Raw genomic sequence first — 19,609 nt, forward strand, 5'->3', positions numbered from 1 at the left:
TTAACAACCTTGCCGGGGCCGTACACCCCGGTACTTCGGATGATTTCACGCTTTTTTCACCAAACCTAAAGGGTAATCCACTATAATCCTCAGCTTTTTACTGGTCGGCCTAATGGGAGTTTCACTATGATTCGTGGGTGGCTTAGTATGATATTGCTGTTGTCGTTACCTTGTTTAGCGTACGAAAAGATGTTTTATCCCAAACTCACTGAACGCTTTTGTGCCCGGGAGCCCCTGCCTGTCAGCAATGTCTTTGTGGTGGGAGACAGCACCGTTGATTCGGGGAATTTTTACAGCTACAGTCGATTTCTTGAAGGCAGCGGTACGTTGGATGAACGTCAAATGGCACTTTATCCCTGGGGCGGTCGTATGTTACCGGGCTTTGTTTTTGGCAGTTTTTGTGGCGCCATACCCGGTGCCAATTATCACGAAGGGCGTTTTTGTGATGATCTGATGGCGCCGGAACTGATAGCCAAAGCCCTGTATCTGAATCCATCCAATAAAACCGAGTATGTCGATCAGTCTCATGGCGGCAGCACAGTGGTAGGTTTTTCAGAAGTGTTAGTGGATTTTTTCTGGTCCTTTCTGTTTGGTGAAAGTCGGCTGGCCAATATCAGTTTTCTCACCAATAGCATCAGAGGCGGAAAGCCTATTCTGAGTTCGGTTGAGGAACAGGTTAATCATCTGCTGCAACATCATTCCCCCTTTTCTGAGGGGCAGGTTTTTATGTTGGCAGGTGGCGCTAATGATTATCTCAACCGTTACTGGAATTACCACCTGGTGATCGCCAAGCTGTCAGCGGCTATTGAAAATCTCTATGAACATGGGGCCAGAACCATTTTCTGGGGGACGCTTCCCGATGTTACTAAAACACCCTGCCTGCGCAATTCAGAGGATCGTCAGGAAGTGCATCAGGTGATCATCAATCATAACCGGATGGCCGTGAAAGCGTTTTTCCGGCTGAAAAAAAAGTATCCTGACCTGTTACTGCTGTTTTTCGATTACAACAGAATGTTTGACATTATGTTAGAACAGGCTCGCCAGCGAGATGTTAACACTGAAACGCCCTGTCTTGATGTCACCTTCAGAGGCTGTTCTGATAATGCTCAGGTGGATATCTGCGAAAGTTATAAGGCGAGTCCCTGCAAGAACCGCAGTGATCATTTCTATATAGATTCCATTCATCCATCGAGTACGGTGCAAAACTGGATTTTCAATTTCAACTGCAAGATGCTGTCTATTCTCAATTACAAAGTGGAATGCCCGGAGGTTGATCGCAGGCTTGCTGATGAACTCCTGTTGCATTATTTGACGTGCAAACCGGGATATCTGGAGCGGGAATACGTTCAATTGATATTCGAAGGTCAATGTCCGGCAGAGCTGTAATAATGGTTTATTCCTGTGTCCACAACCCTATGCATTTGCTGACACTCGGTGTTTCAGCATCTGCAGAGCCAAGGCAAACCTCACCTTAAAGGGGCTCCTGCCGACTATGATCAGCATGAACTATCTGACTAAACTCACCTGCACTCGACCCAGAGTCAGTTCTGCCGACCCGGATCGGGATCTGTTAACGGAAACAGAGAGTAACCGGGGCCGAATCATTCAGTCCGCTGCCGTACGCCGACTGCAACAAAAAACTCAGGTTTACCCTCTGGAGACCAATGCCGCTGTTCGCAGTCGTCTAACGCACTCTCTGGAAGTGCAACAAACCGGTCGGTTTCTGGCACAGACGATTCTTCAACGCCTGTCCGAAGCCGATCAGTTAACATCATTGGGCTTGGAAAACCAGGAAACATCTTTTATCAATCTGGTTGAGATGTCCTGCCTGATGCACGACATTGGCAACCCTCCGTTCGGCCATTTTGGCGAGGCGGCCATCAGCCGCTGGATGCAGGATAAAGCCCGGCTTTGTCATGAAAAAGCGTTCAAAGGTCAGAAAGCCCGCTCAGTGCTGCTGGAATCAACCCTGCTACCAGACTTGTATACCTATGAAGGCAATGCTCAGGCGTTAAGAATTATTCATCATCTTCAGGACCTGAACCTGACTTATTCCCAGATGGGCGCGCTGATGAAATACACCCGCACGCCCTACGAACCAAGACCTGATAAAGACTCACCCGATGCTTACCGTAAGAAAAAGCCGGGTTATTATTTTTCAGAAGCCGATCTGGTGTCCGACATCCGGCAGCATCTGGCTATTGATGAGGGTTGCCGCTTCCCACTGGTTTACATCATGGAAGCCGCCGACGATATTTCCTACTGCATTGCCGATCTTGAAGATGCCGTCGACAAGGGGATTCTCTCTTTCCGCGATCTTCGCTTCAGTCTCTATGGGGTCTGGGAAGAATTGACTGTAGATAACGACTATCTGCCCAATATTATGGAGTCTGCGATCAGCAGAGCCGGCGATAACAAGCAGGAGTTTATTGTCCGACTGCGCACCCGGCTGGTCAGAGATCTGGTGGATTATGCAGCAAAGCGTTATCTGCAACAGCATCAGGCTGTCTTCGACGGAACTCTGGATGAGCCACTGATCGACGGCCAGTCCGACCAGCACCTTGCACTGAATACATTGAAAACCGTCGCTATCCGCTACGTCTTTACCAGTATGGAGAAGGAAACACCAGAACTCAGGGGCTACTCTGCCCTGATGGGATTGATGGATATTTTCCAGCCTCTGCTGGAGTTACCCGGTGCAGAGTTCGTCGGTATTGCTAAAAAAGATTCCAGCCGACATTTTATCGAGCAACGTCTTTACCACCGACTCTCTTGCAAACACAAAATGGCGTATCATCGGGCAGTGAAATCATTGCCTGACAGCTGTTACTCCGCTCAAGAACAGGACGAACTGGAATGGTATTACCGGGCAAGATTATTGATTGATTACGTCAGCGGAATGACCGATCACTTTGTCTTAACCGAGTTTCAAATCCTTTCTGCTATCTGACTCAAAAAGCATAATTGGCCATTGTTAAAGCGTCTCGCCGGAACTCTTTATTAGAACGAATGTCCAATAATTAACCGTTCATTAAAAACTCAAGTGAAATCCTGACTTTTTGGTGAACTTAACTTTGATTATTTGACAGTAGGAGTAAATTCTATGAAAAAATTCATTTTGGCAGCCCTATTGGCTGCAGCGTCCACCATGGTTGGTGCAGAAATACAACTAATACAGGAGAACAACTTTAGGGATCCGTGGTACGAAAGGATCACAACAAGCTACTTTGACACAGTTTCTCAACAATATTGTCTGGTGGTTTTAGATAAGGTTTCCAGTGGATATAATTCGCTTATGCACTGCAAAGGTGTCCATGAACTCCCTGAGCAGGCACAAAGAAACATTCTCGGCGACGCCTATGTACCAAAATCTGGCGTTGGCGCATGTGATGCTTCTATGGATAGTTGTCCCAAATAACTGACTCAAAAAACATCAATGGCCATAACTCACAAGGTTAAAAAACCATGAGCCAGCTCAATACAGCCCGAGCGTCCAGAGAGATTAACGGTGTTCGGGTTCCCTGCTTTATATACGGTACCGCCTGGAAAGAAGAAGCCACCCAGGGGCTGGTAGAGAATGCCCTGAAACTGGGCTTCACTGGCATTGATACGGCCAATCAGCGCAAACATTATTTTGAGCTCGGTGTTGGTCATGGCCTGCAAAAGATTTATCAACAGGAAAAAATAAGCCGCGAACAGCTCTTCCTGCAATCCAAGTTTACCTATCAGAGAGGTCAGGATGACCGGCTGCCCTATGACCCTTCAGCCAGTTTAACCGAGCAGGTTTTGCAATCTTTCCAATCTTCCCTTGAACACCTTGGCACTGACTATCTGGATGCCTACCTTCTCCATGGCCCTTCTCAAAGGGAAGGTCTCTCGGAAGACGATCTGGAAGTCTGGACGGCCATGGAAGGACTCTACCGTGATGGTCATATCAAACTGCTGGGCGTTTCCAACTTTTCTGCACGCCAACTGGAAGGGCTGACTCTCCACACCGACATTCGTCCACACATTGTCCAGAACCGTTGCTTTGCCTCAATGGGCTGGGATAGAGAAGTGAGAGCGGCCTGTCAGCATCACGATATTATTTACCAAGGCTTTTCCTTACTCACGGCCAACCACGCCATACTGGGCCACCCCCAATTTCAAGCCATTGTCAGTCGAACAGGCTTAACCGCAGCACAGGTCATTTTTCAGGCCTGCCAAAGAATGGGGATGCTCACCCTCACCGGCACGACTCAATCCGATCATATGAATCAGGATCTTCATTGCGACAAAGTCGCTTTGACCGATGAAGAGGTTAATGCGATTGAGAATATGTTTATTTAGCTCGAGCCGTCTGGTTGTCCTTTCAATAGCCATGGCGCAAGAAGGATAACCAGACAAGCCTGTTTTACTTTACAGATATCAGTCAACCCAGACCCGGGCATTCCTGAACATTCTCATCCAGGGTGAATCTTCACCCCAGGTATCCGGATACCAGCTGTTCTGAACCGCCCTGAATACCCTTTCCGGGTGAGGCATCATAATCGTCACCCTGCCATCGGCAGAAGTCAGACCCGTAATACCTTCAGCGGAACCATTGGGGTTGTAGGGGTAACGTTCAGTAGCCCGCCCCTGATTATCCACATATCTCAGGGCCAGCTGACCACCCGCAGACAGTTTCCTGATTTGGTCAGCCTTTTTGAACTCGGCATAACCTTCACCGTGTGCCACTGCAATGGGCATTCTGGAACCTTCCATACCTCTGAGGAGAATGGACTTGTTTTGCTGCACTTCGACCATCACGGTTCTGGCTTCAAACTGCTCAGACTGGTTACGGACGAAGTGTGGCCAGTGCTCAGCACCGGGAATCAATTCATGGAGATTGGACAGCATCTGACAGCCATTGCAGACACCCAGAGCAAAGCTGTCCGGGCGATCAAAGAAAGCCGCAAACTGGTCACGGGCCATGCTGTTAAACAGCACCGATTTCGCCCAGCCTTCACCTGCTCCCAGAACGTCACCGTATGAGAAGCCGCCACAGGCTACCAATCCTTTGAATTCAGCCAGCTCACGGCGACCGGAAAGAATGTCACTCATGTGAACATCCACTGCACAAAAGCCGGCCTTGTCAAAAGCCGCCGCCATTTCCACATGGCCGTTAACACCCTGCTCCCTCAGAATGGCCACCTGTGGTTTGCTGGCTCCAGTGGCAATATAGGGAGCGGCAACATCCCTATTGATGTCAAAAGGCAAAGAGGCATGTAAGCCTGTATCGCCGTCATCAAGCAGGTTATCAAACTCCTGACGGGCACATTCAGGGTTATCCCTGAGTGCCTGCATGCGATAACTGGTTTCAGCCCACCAGCGCTGATATTTAACCCGGCTTTCGCTACTGATCAGCTCACCATTAAAGGTAAAGTTGATACGCTGATCCGATCTCAGGGCAGCAATGGTGTGTGTGCAGGAACCCAGTCCCAGTCCGGCCAGAATATCCTTGACCTTACCTTTGTCGGAACGGCGAACCTGCAGAACAGCACCCAACTCTTCATTAAAAAGGGCTGGAATGATGGCCGCTTCAGAGCCCGCCAATTTATCCAGATTCACCTCAATACCGGTGTGACCGGCAAAGGCCATCTCAACCAGTGTGGTAAAGAGACCACCGTCTGAACGGTCGTGGTAAGCCAACAGCAGGTCCTCTTCCAGACATTGCTGGATACCCGTGAAGAAGCCTTTCAGGTCTTCTGCAGAGAAAACATCAGGAGCAACATCACCCATCTGACCATAAACCTGTGCCAGGGCAGAAGCACCCAGACGGTTATGATCACGACCCAGATCCACCAGCAGCAGATCGGTCTCACCCTTATCGGTTCTCAGCTCTGGAGTGACAGTCTTGCGTATGTCGGTCACAGGAGCAAAAGCCGAAATAACCAGAGACAGCGGTGAGGTAACACTCTTTTCAACATCACCGTCTTTCCAGTTGGTACGCATGGACATAGAGTCTTTGCCTACCGGAATAGCAATACCCAATTTCGGGCAGAGTTCCATGCCTACTGCTTTACAGGTTTCATAGAGTTTGGCGTCCTCACCCGGATGACCGGCAGCAGCCATCCAGTTTGCCGACAGTTTTATATCGCCGAGCTTGTCAATCCGGGTGCTGGCGATGTTGGTAATCGCTTCACCAATCGCCATACGACCCGATGCAGGCGCATTAATAAGAGCCAGAGGGGTTCTTTCACCCATGGACATGGCTTCACCGGTACAGGTATCAAAAGCAGTAGCGGTAACCGCACAGTCAGCAACAGGTACCTGCCAGGGGCCAACCATCTGCTCACGGGCTACCAGACCGGTGATAGAGCGGTCGCCAATAGTAATCAGGAAGTTTTTGCTGGCGACGGTTGGCAGCTTGAGAACTCGCTCAGAAGCTTCTGCCAATGTCACACCGGAAAGATCCAGTGCGTCCTGCTGAATATTTTCAGTCTGCACATCACGATGCATGCGAGGTGGTTTGCCCAATAAAACATCCAGAGGCATATCCACTGGCTGGTTATCAAAGTGGCTGTCTTCTACCAACAGGTGTGACTCTTCTGTAGCTTCGCCCACAACGGCGTAGAGACAGCGCTCGCGTTGACAGATAGCTTCAAACAGCCCCATATTTTCTGGCGCTACCGCCATCACATAACGTTCCTGGGATTCATTACACCAAAGTGCCAGGGGGGACATGCCGGGCTCATCATTCAGAATATCCCTGAGCTGGAAGCGACCACCGCGGCCACCATCACTGACCAGTTCCGGCAGAGCATTGGAAAGACCTCCCGCGCCTACGTCGTGGATAAAGGCGATAGGGTTCTCATCACCCAGCTGCCAGCATTGGTCAATCACTTCCTGACAACGACGCTCCATCTCGGGGTTGTCGCGCTGAACGCTGGCAAAGTCCAGGTCTTCCTGACCTTCACCGGACGTCATGGAAGAGGCCGCACCACCACCCAGACCGATCTGCATGGCCGGACCGCCCAGAACAATCAGCTTGGCGCCAACGGGAATATCTCCTTTTTCAACATGATCAGCCCGGATATTACCCAGGCCGCCTGCCAACATGATGGGCTTATGGTAACCCCTCACTTCTTCACCCACAGACCCTTTGGCTGTGGCCTCAAAAGTACGGAAGTAGCCGCACAGGTTTGGACGACCAAATTCGTTGTTAAAGCTCGCACCACCCAGAGGGCCTTCCAGCATAATATCCAGAGCAGTCACGATCCGATCCGGCTTGCCATACTCTTTTTCCCATGGCTGTTTGTAGCCGGGAATGTTCAGATTGGATACGGAGAAACCGGTCAGACCTGCCTTTGGCTTGGAGCCTCGACCGGTCGCACCTTCATCACGGATCTCCCCCCCCGCACCGGTAGAAGCACCCGGCCATGGCGAGATGGCAGTGGGATGGTTGTGCGTTTCCACTTTCATCAGGATATGAATGTCTTCCTGGTGGTACTGGTAATCTTTCTTTTCAGGAGACGGGAAAAAACGTCCGGCTTTGGAGCCTTTAATAACGGATGCGTTGTCTTTATAGGCTGAGAGCACACCTTCACTGCTCATACTGTGGGTGTTACGGATCATCTGGAACAAAGAATGATCCTGCTGTAAACCGTCAATGGTCCAGGTCGCATTGAAGATCTTATGGCGGCAGTGCTCAGAGTTGGCCTGAGCAAACATCATCAGCTCTACATCCGTCGGGTTCCTGTCCAAACCCTCATAGCTGGTGACCAGATAATCCATTTCATCTTCTGCCAGTGCAAGTCCGAGGGACTGGTTGGCGGCAACCAGAGCCTCACGCCCGCCTTCGAGAATATCGACACGGGTCAAGGGCGCTGGCTCGGTTTCTGCAAAAAGAAGCTCTGCTTCTCTGTCATCAGCCAAAACAGCCTCGGTCATGCGGTCGTGAATCAGGCTGGATACCACTTGTTTCTGGTGTTCACTGAGGCCTTGTTCAGCAGACACATAGTAAGCCAGACCGCGTTCAATACGGTGAACCTTGCTGAGACCACAATTTTCAGCAATGTTGGTGGCTTTACTGGACCATGGAGAAATAGTGCCCGGACGGGGTACAACAAGAAAAAGAGCGCCTGAACACTCACCTTCCTGCATCCGGGGACCATAGGTCAGTAGCTGTTCCAGAACGTTCAATTCCTGGTCGGACAATGTCTCGTCGACCCGGACAAAGTGCTGGTATTCGGCAAAAACACCGGTGATTTCAGGGATCCTGTGTTGCAGGGTTTCAAGCAGCTTTTGGCTACGAAACGGCGAGAGAGCCGGAGCACCACGCAAAATCAGCATGATAAAAACTGTCCTCAACTGGACTCAGGGAGATAATCAGGAGCGGTATGATAATCGAAATCCCAGTATGGAAACCAGTGATTGAATTACGGATCTTGGCAGGTTTTCTCTTCAATCGTTCTTACTTATCTCTAAAAGTGCACCTTGAGTGTGCTTTTAGAGATAAATGTAAACTTGATATTTCTCCCGTCCGGGTTGACACACTAAAATTTAGTTTTCGAGAAAACTCTCTTGATCAGCTCCACTTGCGCCAATATCTGATTTTGGTATGTAGTTCTCGCCGAGAATGTTTTTTTGCGCCTGCTCTGAGAGTTCATGGACAGCTTTGCAGTTCATAAGCGCATTTGATTTTTCACTATCAATAACCACCAGACAATACTGTTCAGACACTGTGTCAAAGTAACTTGTCATGACTCTTGCACCCCACGCATCCACATGCGTTTGCTCCTCTATTTTTCGTATTTCCGCACAAACCGTGGAAGACGCCACCAATAAGACTGTCAAAACGAGTTTTCTCATCGAATGTACTCCAAATGTCAAAGATCAAATCATAAGAAAGCCAGAATTTGGCTTGCCCCTTCAATGAGAGGTCAATCTTCGACATTCCTTCCAATGAAAAGTTCCATCGTTCGTTGGTTTTTTACAACGGCACTCATTCATATCCGCTTTTCAAAAAGCCGAATGCACCATTTCAGCACAACTTCAAACGTTTATTCTCTGCTTTTTTGGCCTCACGCCGGGCTCTGAAAAAGGAGGAAATGATTTCGCTACACTCCTCTTCAAGGACTCCGGGAGTCATTTCCACCCGATAATTCATATAGGGCAACTCCAATGTTCGGCTCTGACTGACCAGAGCCCCGGCCTTGGGTTCCAGGGCACCAAAAATCACCCGTTTTAGCCGACTGTGGATAATCGCTCCGGCACACATGGTACAGGGTTCAAGGGTCACGTAGAGTTCACAATCCACCAACCGGTAGTTGTTGAGGGTGGCGGCCGCTTCCTGCAAGGCCATTACCTCAGCATGGGCCACCGGATTGCAGCCGCTGATGGGCTGGTTAAAACCCCGACCTATTATTTCGCCACCCCTGACCACAACGGCCCCGACCGGAACCTCATCTTTTTCCCGGGCTTTTTCCGCTTCCTTCAGGGCCTCGCGCATCCAGAGGCTATCCGTGTTTTGATCTGCCAAAAAAGTATCTCACTACTCAACGAAGAAACTGCCGTGAGTTAACGATTCAACTCACACGTAAAAAAAAAGTTGAAACAAGTATACAGACGTTCGCCACTTTGACCGATAAAGACACTAATCAAGTTCTGGAGTTCTCCGGATCGGGTGTTCAGGAATTCTCCAACGCAATGCAAAAGAGCGATATATACTGAGAGTTAATTATCGTTATTTCAGTTTCTGACTAAGTACCATTGGAGGGTATGATCGAATGAGTTACAAGCAAAATGTAGAAGAGAATATACAGCATTTTGCAGAGAGCATCGGTCTGGGCGAGCTCAGCTTAAATGAACACGATGCCTGCGGTCTCTGTTTTGATGATACCCTGATCGTGAATATGGAATATCTGGAAGAAGACGAAGCACTGGTGTTTGTCTCTTCAGTAAAACCCATGGATGCTCACGACGATGCCAAAACCAGCCTCTACGAAAAGCTCCTGTCACTGAACCTTCAGCATCACAGTATGCAGGGTGCTTTTCACGCTCTGAACCATGACAAGTCTGAAATTCTGCTGATTCGCTCTATGCAGGCTTCGTCGGACTACGGCAACTTTGAGTCCACCCTGGAGAAGTTCGTCAACACACTTGAATGGGTGATCTCCGAGGTGAATAATACTGAAAGCGATGGTACCGCACCACCCAAAGAGAGTGGTCCAAAGCCTCCTCCCACCGCTCCCGGCGGACCTGGAGACATGGGTATGATGGTCTGATTCTTGATCAACACACCGAAAAAGAGGGCTTATTCAGCCCTCTTTTTCTTTCTGACTAATCAAATCCTGAACAGAAAAAAAAAACGGGTAACAAAGGAGACGGGGATCGTGGCCGAAGCACTTAACTACCTCACTTCTGCGCTTCAAAATGCGGTTGAAAGCAGCCGGCTACTGGATATTCGTGGCCGTGTTACCGAAGTACAGGGCATGATCATCAAAGCGGCGGTTCCCGGTGTCAAGATTGGCGAGTTGTGTGAGCTGGTGACGCCAAACGATGACAGGACCAGCTACGCCGAGGTCGTTGGCTTTCAGGGGCACGAAACGGTACTCTCTCCCATGGGTGAAATCATGGGTATCTCCTCCACAACAGAAGTGATTCCCACGGGTAAGGTTCACCATGTAGGCGTTGGCTCTCACCTTCTGGGTCACGTGCTTGATGGTATGGGAAACCCTTTAAACCCGGAAGCCTTCGACGGAGTGGAGCCTGAGACCTGGTATCCGGTTTATGCCGACAGTCCTGACCCCATGACTCGCCAGATCATTGATAAACCATTACCACTGGGCCTGAGAGTCCTGGATGGCGTACTGACCTGCGGAGAAGGACAGCGTATGGGGATCTTCGCAGCCGCCGGCGGTGGTAAGAGTACGCTGCTCTCGATGCTGGTTAAAGGGGCTGAAGTGGATGTCACAGTCCTCGCGCTGATCGGTGAAAGGGGACGGGAACTCAGGGAATTTATCGAGCATGATCTGGGCCCGGAAGGCGTCAAGAAGTCCGTTATTATCGTTGCCACTTCTGACAAATCGTCCATGGAAAGAGCCAAAGCGGCCTATACTGCCACAGCCGTCGCAGAGTATTTCAGGGACAAAGGTAAAAAAGTCCTTCTGCTAATGGATTCCGTCACCCGTTTTGCCCGTGCCCAGCGTGAAATAGGTCTGGCAGCCGGCGAGCCGCCAACCCGTCGAGGTTTTCCACCCTCAGTCTTTGCCACGCTTCCCAAGTTAATGGAGCGTGCCGGTATGTCTGATACAGGTTCAATCACGGCGCTCTACACCGTACTGGTAGAAGGTGACGATATGACTGAACCGGTAGCGGATGAGACCCGATCCATTCTGGACGGACACATCATCCTTTCCAGAAAGTTGGCTGCCGCTAACCACTACCCGGCCATTGATGTGCTATCCAGTGCCAGCCGTGTCATGAATGCCATCACCCCGGAAGAGCACAAAGCCGCAGCGGGCAAACTCAGGGAACTTCTGGCCAAGTTCGAAGAGATTGAACTGCTGGTTAAGGTCGGTGAGTATAAAGCGGGCTCAGATGCAGTGGCGGATGAAGCCTTGCGGAAAATAGACGCCATAAGAACCTTCCTGAAGCAGCGCACCGATGAACTGAGTGACTATGACACCACCATCCAGCAACTGCGTCGTGTCGTTGGAGTCTGATCTGAATGCTGCACGAACTTCTCAAGGTTAAGCAGATTCGGGAAAAGTCTGCTCAGGACGAAGTTCGCAAGTGTGAATATCGTCTGGAGCAGGCTCAGCTGGAAGTCAAAAACAAAGAGCAGGAACTGGAAGAGTACATTGACTGGCGCTGTAAAGAAGAAGAAAGGCTCTACGATAACATTATCAATACTGCGGTGAAGCAGAATGAACTGGATCAGCTAAAAGCCAAGGTAGCCCAGATGCGTGAAAAGGATGTTCTGCTGGAACAGGCCATCAACGAAGCCAGACAGAATGTCGAAAAGGCCAAAGAACAGCTTGAGCAGGCCCGTGAAGATCATGCGAAAGCCATGCAGGCTGTGGAAAAGTTTGAAGAGTTTACCAAAGCTCAGGACGAGGAAGCCGCAAAGGAAGCCGCTCGCCTCGAAGATCTGGAAATGGAAGAATTTACTGTTCGTCCGAAATTCTAGGGTGCACAGATCGCAAGGAGGCCAACCATGCAGCCCACACACTCTAATCAGAATGTTCAGCAGAATAGCAACAACCAGCCCGCTCAAAATCAGAGCCAGAATCAGAGCCAGAAAGTGTCTGAGGATCAGGCTTCTGACTTTTCCAAAAAAATGAAAAAGAAAGAAGATCCGAAAAGTACCAAAGGGGAATCCAAGGGCGATCAAAGCCTTGAAAGCCTGATGGCAGAGCGCAGAAAAAGTGCCAAGGAAGCTCTGGAAGGCAAGTTCAAAGACCAGGGCGGTGGCCGTGAAGGTCAGGAAGGTCAAAAAGGTCAGGAAGGTCAAAAAGGTCTGGAAGAGGGTGCCATGCAGTCTCTGCGTGACGGCACTGAGCATGTGATCGGTCAGGTTAGGGAAACCCAGCAGGCCTCTGAAGTTCAATTGAAAAACATTCAGGCCGTCAGTGGCCCCAAAGAAATCAATGAAGTCATCAACAAGCTGGTTGATAAAATCATGGTGTCTTCAAAAGACGCTATCGAAGGAGCCGAAGTTCGAATCACTCTGAAAGACAATATTCTGCCGGGCACCGAAATCCGTATTCAGAGAGTCTCTGGTGAACTGCAAGTGACCATGAATACCTCTTCAGCAGACTCCCACAACTTTCTGCAAGCCAATGAAGCCAGCTTGATGAAGAATCTCGAAAAGCTGGGTGAAAAAGTTCAGGTCAACATCAACCTGTCTGGCGGAGGTGGCGAACAGAGTGAGGGGCGTTCCCGGCAGGAGTACGTGGGTGAAGAAGAACAGGAAAACGATGATTCCTGAGAGAACGGATAAACACTGATGGAACCAATACCACTGAAGTTTGAATCAATATCAGCAACCGAGCTTCAGTTGGGGCAGCTCCTGTGTCGTCGCAAAACCCGCTACCAGATTCAACTGAACGGTATCGAATTCACTGTCTCTCTTGCCGGTCTTGATCACCAGACCTCCAGCTGGCAGGCCGATATAGAACTGGCTGGCTACCCCAACAAACTCTATCTGGGCCATCAGGTTCTGGATTTTCTTTTGCCCAAAAAGCTCGACCATCAAATCATTAAAAAACTGCCTGAAAGTCTTCGTGAAGCGGCTATTTCGAGCAGCCTGACCCCCTTGTTTAATTTTTTGGGCCAGATGCTGGGTCAGTCTGTCACACTCACTCATCTCAAACCTGCCGAGCAAACAGACGCCCCTTTAATTGCAGTGGATCTTGAAGCCGGGAGCATCCGTTCCAGCATTCAGATTGAGTATTCCGAGGTGATAGAGAACCTGTTGAAGTCAATTCCACCTCATCAATCTATCTCACTGCCCGATATACCTTTATGGGTATCCCTGCAAAAAGGCAGTACCTCACTGAACCGCAGTGAACTCAATGATCTGGAAGAAGGCGACATTGTTTTTCTGGAAAAATATGTCAGTCACTCAGAGGTGATTGTAAAAATCAAACAGAATGCTGCGTTTCTCGGCACTCTTGAGGATACCCGGCTCACTATTTCACAGAGGCTTCAGCCGATGGAAGATTATTCTGCCCAAGGGTACACAGAGCATGAAGAGCCTATGCCAGAAGGCGAAGCTCCGCAGGCACCTGCTACCCCTATTGATCTTCATGATTTGCCCGTGATGCTGATGTTCGAAGTGGGCGAACAACAGCTGACATTCGCAGAATTGCAAAGCCTGACGCCTGGGTATGTTTTCCAGCTCAGTAACCCTGTGGAAGCACCGGTCAAGATCAGAGCCAATGGCCAGCTGATTGGTAAATGCCAGTTGGTGGAAATAGAAGGCCGCCTCGGAGCCCGGATTACAGAACTCACGGGAAAGACCGAATCCTAATAACCAGGCAGTACATCCAGTAGAGCAGGTTCCCGCCATGGAAAGCGGCATACTGAATTTGACCAGCCCATTTTATTTGATGGTGCCACTGGCACTGATGGCGCTGATTCCATTCATGGCAGTCATGGGCACTTCTTTTTTGAAACTGGTGGTGGTCTTTTCCATTCTCAGAAACGCCACCGGTCTTCAGCAGATTCCTCCCAACATTGCCATGAACGCGCTGGCCATTATTTTGACACTCTACATCATGGCACCTATAGGCTATCAGTCTTATGAATTGCTGGAACCTGAAAAGATTAATTTTGAGGATCTGTCCTGGATCGAATCCTTCAAGCTGGCCAGCGCCCCTTACAAGCAATTTCTCAAAGACAACACCAACGAAAAAGAGCGTAACTTCTTTCTGAAGTCTGCACGCCTTCTGTGGCCAAAAAAATACCAGCAGGAACTCTCGGGGGATGACTTTATTGTGCTGCTGCCCTCTTTTTGTATCACGGAATTGACCAAGGCGTTCCAAATTGGCTTTTTGCTCTATTTGCCTTTCATCGTCATCGACCTGATCGTCTCAAACATCCTGCTGGCCATGGGTATGATGATGGTCTCTCCCATGACCATATCCCTGCCTTTCAAACTGCTCCTGTTTGTCTTGCTGGACGGTTGGACCCGTTTGATTCAGGGACTGGTATTAAGTTATGGCTAGAAAGCCTCAAGGGAAAAGAGCATGGTAGATTCGGACATCATTCAGCTGACAGCTCAGGCACTGATGCTGACTCTGGTTTTATCCATGCCTCCGATCATTGCCGCGGCTGGCGTAGGTCTGCTGATCAGTTTGATCCAGGCCCTGACCCAGATCCAGGAGCAAACCCTGCCCTTTGCCTTCAAGCTGATTGCCGTCATCATCAGCATCTTTGCCACTGCCCGATGGTTGGGCATTGAGATTTATCATTACTCTCTGGCCATCATGAACAAAATACCGGACCTATAACCGGGTAATCCGCCATGGTCATCCCAATAGATGAGCTAAAAGAGTGGTTTTATGTATTTACCATGGGCATGCCCAGAATTGTTGCCCTGTTCACTCTGATCCCTTTCCTGCACAAACGCATGCTGGGTGGCGCCATGATGCGAAATGGCATTTGCGCCTGCATGGTCCTGTTTCTCCATCCTATGCTGGCAGAACACAAACCCGATGAAGCCCTCACCATTTATGCTACGGCCGGATTTGTTCTTAAAGAAGCTTTTATAGGGGCCATTATCGGGTTTTGTATCACCATTCCATTCTGGGCACTGGAGTCAGCGGGGTTCTTCATTGATAACCAACGGGGGGCTTCCATGGCCAGCGCCCTGAATCCTCTGTCGGGTGCGGAAACATCACCCATGGGTGTCTTGTTCTCTCAGGCTTTTACCGCTATTTTCATGGTCAGTGGCTTATTTCTGCTGTTGCTGCAAAGTCTGTTCATCAGCTATGACGTATGGCCTGTGTTCAGTTTCTATCCCAGACTGAACCCTGAAGCCACTACTTTTTTCCTGAATCAGTTCAACCTGATTATTGGACTGGCCATGTGGCTTTCTGCCCCCGTCATTATCTCCATGTTTATCACAGAATTTGGCATCGCCCTGATCAGCCGCTCAGCCCCTCAGCTGAACGTATTTATTCTGGCCATGCCGATCAAATCCGGTGTCGCGGCAGCCATCCTGGTGGTTTACGTCAGCACGATTCTACAACTGGCCAAAAAACATGACGAAAGCATTCCCATGATTTTTAAAACCGTGGGAGAGCTCTGGAAATGAGTGCTGAAAAGACAGAGAAACCTACACCAAAAAAACTGCGTGACGCCCGAAAAAAAGGTCAGGTCGCCAAGAGTAAAGAAGTATCCAGCACCTTTGGCATTATCGCCGTGGTCTGCACCCTCTGGTTTATGAGCGATACCTATCTCAACACCATTCAGGAAATGGTGATCCTTCCCGCAACGGTTTATAACGAAAACTTTCAGGACGCTTTCAAGATTGTCACCCGGGGCATTCTTGATAAATCCATTGAGCTACTGTTACCCCTGGTTATGGTATCCATGCTGTCTGCCATCATAGGCAACATTATGCAGTTTGGCTTTCTGCTGGCCGGTGAATCGGTAAAACCCGACCTGAAAAAGATCAGTCCCATTGCCGGATTCAAGCGCATCTTTGCCATCAAAAATCTGGTGGAATTCTTCAAGTCCGTTATCAAGATTGTGTTTCTTTCCATCGTTGTTTACTTCGTCATCAAAAACAGCCTCGCTGATATGGTCAACCTCCCTTACTGTGGTAATGACTGTATCCTCCCTGTCGTCGGGGTTTTGATGAAAAAACTGATGATCTACGCCATTGCGGCTTTCTTAGTGATCTCGGTGCTGGACTATCTTTTCGAGAAGCAACAGTTCACCAAAGAAAATAAAATGTCCAAGGATGAAGTCAAACGCGAACACAAAGAGATGGAAGGTAGCCCTGAAATCAAGGGTAAACGAAAAGAAATTCACCAGGAAATTCTCAACGAAGCAGAAAACACCAAGAAATCAGACGTTGTTATCAAAAACCCGACTCACCTGGCCATCGGCCTGCACTATAAACAGGATGTGACACCACTGCCCGTGGTGACGGTTAAAGGCCGGGGTGGACGTGCACGCTTTATTGTGAAAATTGCCGATAAAGAAGGCATCCCCGTTATGGAGAATGTCCCCCTGGCCCACGCCCTGTTTGATACGGACATTGCCAGTTTCATCCCCAGCGATTTGATTGAACCGGTGGCAGAAGTATTCCGATGGGTAGAAGACCTCAAGGAAAAACAGGGCCTCTCAGACGACTCTTAAGGTTGAACAATGCAAAACCTCTGCTCAACTCTCCAGAGTATTTCTGGGCCCCACTGGCCGCCAGGCCGGTGAAATGACATTGGGCATTTCCGAGCGGTTCAGCAAGGGAGCCTTACACAGGGCGAACTCGCCGTAACGATGGTTGATCTCATCAATGGTCGCCAGTAGTTTTTCCTTTTTAATATCCTCTTCCTTGAACAGTTCTCCTTGCCCATGTTTGGGTCGCGGGTCCAGGGCTCCGACGTGTACCTGATGCACTCCCCGGCTTCTCTCTCCTTCATCCCAGTAGACATCCAGGAAAAAGTCTGCCAGTGCCATGATCAGATCGCCATCGGATGTTGGGGTTGTCGTCTTCAGCTTTTTGCTGACCCAGCCTCCGGGCGTATTCACGCCAATGGCAAACAACCGGGCTTCAAAGTCATAACGTCTGAGACGAGCGGCCACCTTTTCACACATATGCAGCAGATAGGTTCTCAGGATGGTTTTATCCCGGGTATTGGGCGGAATCACCTTACCGTGCCCGATACTCTGGGGCACGCCTACCTCTTTATGCAGTGGCTCCGGGTCCATGCCCTGGGCCATCAGCCAGATGCGTTTGCCCAGATTACCAAAACGCTTGCCCAGCACGCTAATGGGCACTTTCTGCATATCACCGCAACGACGCACACCGTACTGAGCCAGGTAACGCCCAATACCTGAACCGACGCCACACAGATCAGTGACCAGAGCATCCGACAGGGTTTCACGAGCCTGATAGGGGTGGACAACGGTCAGTCCGTCAGGCTTCTGTTGCTTGGCTGCCCACTTGGCTGTGGTCTTGTCACCACTGATACCCACTGAACACAACAGGCCGGAAGCCTCAAAAACACAGGCCTTGATCCTTCGGCCCACCTCGGCCACCGGGCAGTCATAGAGTGCCTGACAGTCGGTCAGATCGAGAAAAGCCTCGTCCACCGAGAAGACTTCTATTTCCGGAGTGATGTTTTCCAGAGCTGACATGATGCTGGAGGAAATCTGAGCATAACGATAAGGCCGCGAAGGCGCCTGGATAAGATCAGGCGCCAAACCTCTGGCCTCACGTAACCTCATGCCGGTTTTGATGCCCCGGGCCCGTGCCTCGTAGGAGGCGGTGATGATGCAAGTCCCTGTTCGGCCATTGGTGACACACACCGGCTTTTGGTGCCATTGAGGCCGGTCCAGCTGCTCAATGGAGGCAAAAAAGGCATTCATATCCACCAGCGCAATCATTCGGGGCCAAGGCTTGTCTTTTACAAGAATACTGTTCATTTATACAGTATTATTCACCTGAAGCTTTCAGACAAGTCCCTCTTTGATTGATTTTTTTTATCGCCCCGGAAATAGGTGCATGAGCGGATGAATTGAGACAAATGAGTGCGATTTTATGATGTCTTCCGATTTCGTCAGCATTGCTGACAGAGATGTTATGCAACCCCTTGTCTGCATCTCGTACGATCAGCTCTACATTGGTTCACACGGGGAAGTAGCCATGTTCAAACGCACAAGGATCACCTTTCAAATCGTACTGACACTGTTCAGCTTTTTCGGATTCAACGAAGCTGTTCTGGCGGTCAGATACCGCACTACGATCTACGTAAGTCATTTCGATGCCCGGATGGCTGTTGCCCACATCAGTACGGAAACACCTGCTTTGCAGGTTATGCACCATGGAGATAACCTTCAGGCAGTGGACTGCATATTCTGAAGAAAAACCGTTAGGCCAACTAACCGGGTTGTCATTAAACAGCCTTTAAAAGAAGGCTAAGCTGACCATAAAAAACAACAACAGCATTCAAGGATAGAAAGGAGTTGCCCATGTACTCATGTATGACCCCCCACTCACCAGTCAATACAACAAGCAATGCACTACAACTGGCTCTCAACGCATTTTCAGAGGGCAAAGAGCAGGCTAAAACCTGGTTGTACAATGGTGCCTCCAGAGCGGTATCCACACTCTATTGGGGTGCCAGTGAAGTCAGCTCCATGGCGAGAAACTATATAGCCGACATGCATGAACTTAATGAGAACGACCTTCTCTTCGAATGGGATTGGGATGAAACGGATATTGGCGACAGGCAGGTAGCCGTTACTGATGCCGCTGTTTCCGTAAAAGAGCAGTCCGTGAAAGAGCAACTGATGAGAGCGCCATCACGCATCCCTCGTCCAGTGGCCAGGCCAGAGAAAAAGCCGGGGCATGCCTTCATGGCGGCTCTTTCCAGGCCTCACCCCATCCCCTTCAATACTCCGGGGGCAGAAGTTGCTGACCGTTATCAAAAAAACATTCGCACGGTGGTTTTCGGTGATAAAGATGAGCGCAGGCCGAAAATAAAACAGAAAGCACTCTCTTCAGATTTTCTGGCCAGACAAAAAGCACTGAGCGATGCCAAACAGAAATATGAGGATGACCTGAAAGCACCTGTAACCCGAGACAAATGCGGCAAGGTTAACCCTGAAACGACCAGACGGCTGGCACAGCCCAAGCACACCCGATCCAAGGGCGAGAAGAAAGCCATTCGCGATTTTACTCAACGAGAGTTTGCCAGCCACGCCTTTACCAAGCTGTATCTGAGACAGGACTTTGAAAAGGACCGTCCTGTGAAAAGCCAGAGCAGGCAGAACGCCAAAGCCAACCGCTTGAAATAATCGAGAACATTCCTCCTTGCCAGGACGCACTCCTGGCTTTTTTTTGCCTGACCGGCACACAGATCGCTTTAACGACGCCATACCCCTTGGGCATTGTTCTGGTTCCGGC

General features: G+C 49.7%; 19 protein-coding genes. 15 read left to right on the forward strand and 4 right to left on the reverse strand.

What is annotated here, in order from left to right:
* Window positions 1-189 precede the first annotated feature (189 nt).
* The 4 genes from KBW69_RS02170 to KBW69_RS02185 all read left to right on the forward strand — a co-directional run bounded on the left by KBW69_RS02170 (window position 190) and on the right by KBW69_RS02185 (window position 4,329).
* A complete protein-coding gene (locus KBW69_RS02170) occupies window positions 190-1,386 on the forward strand; it encodes an SGNH/GDSL hydrolase family protein (RefSeq protein ID WP_257252668.1) in 1,197 nt (398 codons plus the stop codon).
* Between the two features lie 106 nt (window positions 1,387-1,492).
* Window positions 1,493-2,950, forward strand: coding sequence for a dGTPase (dgt, locus tag KBW69_RS02175; protein ID WP_257252670.1), 1,458 nt, complete (start codon window positions 1,493-1,495; stop codon window positions 2,948-2,950).
* Between the two features lie 153 nt (window positions 2,951-3,103).
* A complete protein-coding gene (locus tag KBW69_RS02180) occupies window positions 3,104-3,418 on the forward strand; it encodes a hypothetical protein (RefSeq protein ID WP_257252671.1) in 315 nt (104 codons plus the stop codon).
* A gap of 47 nt (window positions 3,419-3,465) precedes the next feature.
* Entirely contained in the window at window positions 3,466-4,329 is an 864-nt protein-coding gene (locus KBW69_RS02185) for an aldo/keto reductase (RefSeq protein ID WP_257279768.1), read from the forward strand.
* Window positions 4,330-4,407: 78 nt separating this feature from the next.
* On the opposite strand, the gene purL is transcribed toward KBW69_RS02185, so the two are convergent.
* From purL to tadA, 3 genes are all read right to left on the reverse strand, one after another.
* The gene (gene purL / locus KBW69_RS02190) at window positions 4,408-8,313 is read right to left on the reverse strand and encodes a phosphoribosylformylglycinamidine synthase (RefSeq protein ID WP_257279769.1); all 3,906 of its coding nucleotides are present in this window, start codon (window positions 8,311-8,313) and stop codon (window positions 4,408-4,410) included.
* Window positions 8,314-8,523: 210 nt separating this feature from the next.
* Complete coding sequence (locus KBW69_RS02195; RefSeq protein WP_257279770.1) at window positions 8,524-8,832, reverse strand: hypothetical protein; 309 nt, start codon at window positions 8,830-8,832, stop codon at window positions 8,524-8,526.
* Window positions 8,833-9,004: 172 nt separating this feature from the next.
* Window positions 9,005-9,502, reverse strand: coding sequence for a tRNA adenosine(34) deaminase TadA (tadA, locus tag KBW69_RS02200; protein ID WP_257279771.1), 498 nt, complete (start codon window positions 9,500-9,502; stop codon window positions 9,005-9,007).
* Window positions 9,503-9,749: 247 nt separating this feature from the next.
* Between tadA and KBW69_RS02205 the strand changes: the two genes are divergently transcribed.
* The 9 genes from KBW69_RS02205 (at window position 9,750) to sctU (ending at window position 16,839) form a co-directional block, all read left to right on the forward strand.
* On the forward strand, window positions 9,750-10,247 hold the full coding sequence (locus tag KBW69_RS02205; RefSeq protein WP_257255325.1) for a type III secretion system chaperone: 498 nt from the start codon (window positions 9,750-9,752) through the stop codon (window positions 10,245-10,247).
* A 108-nt stretch (window positions 10,248-10,355) separates the two neighbouring features.
* Window positions 10,356-11,687, forward strand: a complete 1,332-nt coding sequence (sctN, locus tag KBW69_RS02210) for a type III secretion system ATPase SctN (RefSeq protein WP_257279772.1) — start codon at window positions 10,356-10,358, stop codon at window positions 11,685-11,687.
* Window positions 11,688-11,692: 5 nt separating this feature from the next.
* Window positions 11,693-12,154, forward strand: coding sequence for a type III secretion protein (locus KBW69_RS02215; RefSeq protein WP_257255323.1), 462 nt, complete (start codon window positions 11,693-11,695; stop codon window positions 12,152-12,154).
* Window positions 12,155-12,181: 27 nt separating this feature from the next.
* Window positions 12,182-12,955 carry a type III secretion HpaP family protein gene (locus KBW69_RS02220; RefSeq protein ID WP_257279773.1) on the forward strand — a complete coding sequence of 258 codons (774 nt, stop codon included), beginning with the start codon at window positions 12,182-12,184 and terminating at the stop codon, window positions 12,953-12,955.
* 18 nt (window positions 12,956-12,973) lie between these two features.
* Window positions 12,974-13,999 (forward strand): type III secretion system cytoplasmic ring protein SctQ, encoded by a 1,026-nt coding sequence (gene sctQ, locus KBW69_RS02225; protein ID WP_257255321.1) that lies wholly within the window; start codon window positions 12,974-12,976, stop codon window positions 13,997-13,999.
* Between the two features lie 37 nt (window positions 14,000-14,036).
* Window positions 14,037-14,696, forward strand: a complete 660-nt coding sequence (gene sctR, locus KBW69_RS02230) for a type III secretion system export apparatus subunit SctR (protein ID WP_257255320.1) — start codon at window positions 14,037-14,039, stop codon at window positions 14,694-14,696.
* A gap of 21 nt (window positions 14,697-14,717) precedes the next feature.
* Entirely contained in the window at window positions 14,718-14,981 is a 264-nt protein-coding gene (sctS, locus tag KBW69_RS02235; RefSeq protein WP_257255319.1) for a type III secretion system export apparatus subunit SctS, read from the forward strand.
* A 14-nt stretch (window positions 14,982-14,995) separates the two neighbouring features.
* On the forward strand, window positions 14,996-15,787 hold the full coding sequence (gene sctT, locus KBW69_RS02240; RefSeq protein ID WP_257255318.1) for a type III secretion system export apparatus subunit SctT: 792 nt from the start codon (window positions 14,996-14,998) through the stop codon (window positions 15,785-15,787).
* On the forward strand, window positions 15,784-16,839 hold the full coding sequence (sctU, locus tag KBW69_RS02245) for a type III secretion system export apparatus subunit SctU (RefSeq protein ID WP_257255317.1): 1,056 nt from the start codon (window positions 15,784-15,786) through the stop codon (window positions 16,837-16,839). Before sctT ends, sctU begins: the two co-directional genes overlap by 4 nt.
* Before the next feature lie 24 nt (window positions 16,840-16,863).
* Here the strand turns inward: sctU and KBW69_RS02250 are convergent, their stop codons facing one another.
* A complete protein-coding gene (locus tag KBW69_RS02250) occupies window positions 16,864-18,126 on the reverse strand; it encodes a DNA polymerase IV (protein ID WP_257274483.1) in 1,263 nt (420 codons plus the stop codon).
* Window positions 18,127-18,241: 115 nt separating this feature from the next.
* Here KBW69_RS02250 and KBW69_RS02255 point away from each other — a divergent pair, with 115 nt between their 5' ends.
* Window positions 18,242-18,562 carry a hypothetical protein gene (locus tag KBW69_RS02255; protein ID WP_257274482.1) on the forward strand — a complete coding sequence of 107 codons (321 nt, stop codon included), beginning with the start codon at window positions 18,242-18,244 and terminating at the stop codon, window positions 18,560-18,562.
* A 110-nt stretch (window positions 18,563-18,672) separates the two neighbouring features.
* Complete coding sequence (locus KBW69_RS02260) at window positions 18,673-19,500, forward strand: hypothetical protein (RefSeq protein WP_257274481.1); 828 nt, start codon at window positions 18,673-18,675, stop codon at window positions 19,498-19,500.
* Window positions 19,501-19,609 lie beyond the last annotated feature (109 nt).

This window comes from Endozoicomonas sp. ISHI1 (genome assembly GCF_024606225.1).
In the GTDB taxonomy this organism is placed as follows: Bacteria; Pseudomonadota; Gammaproteobacteria; order Pseudomonadales; family Endozoicomonadaceae; genus Endozoicomonas_A.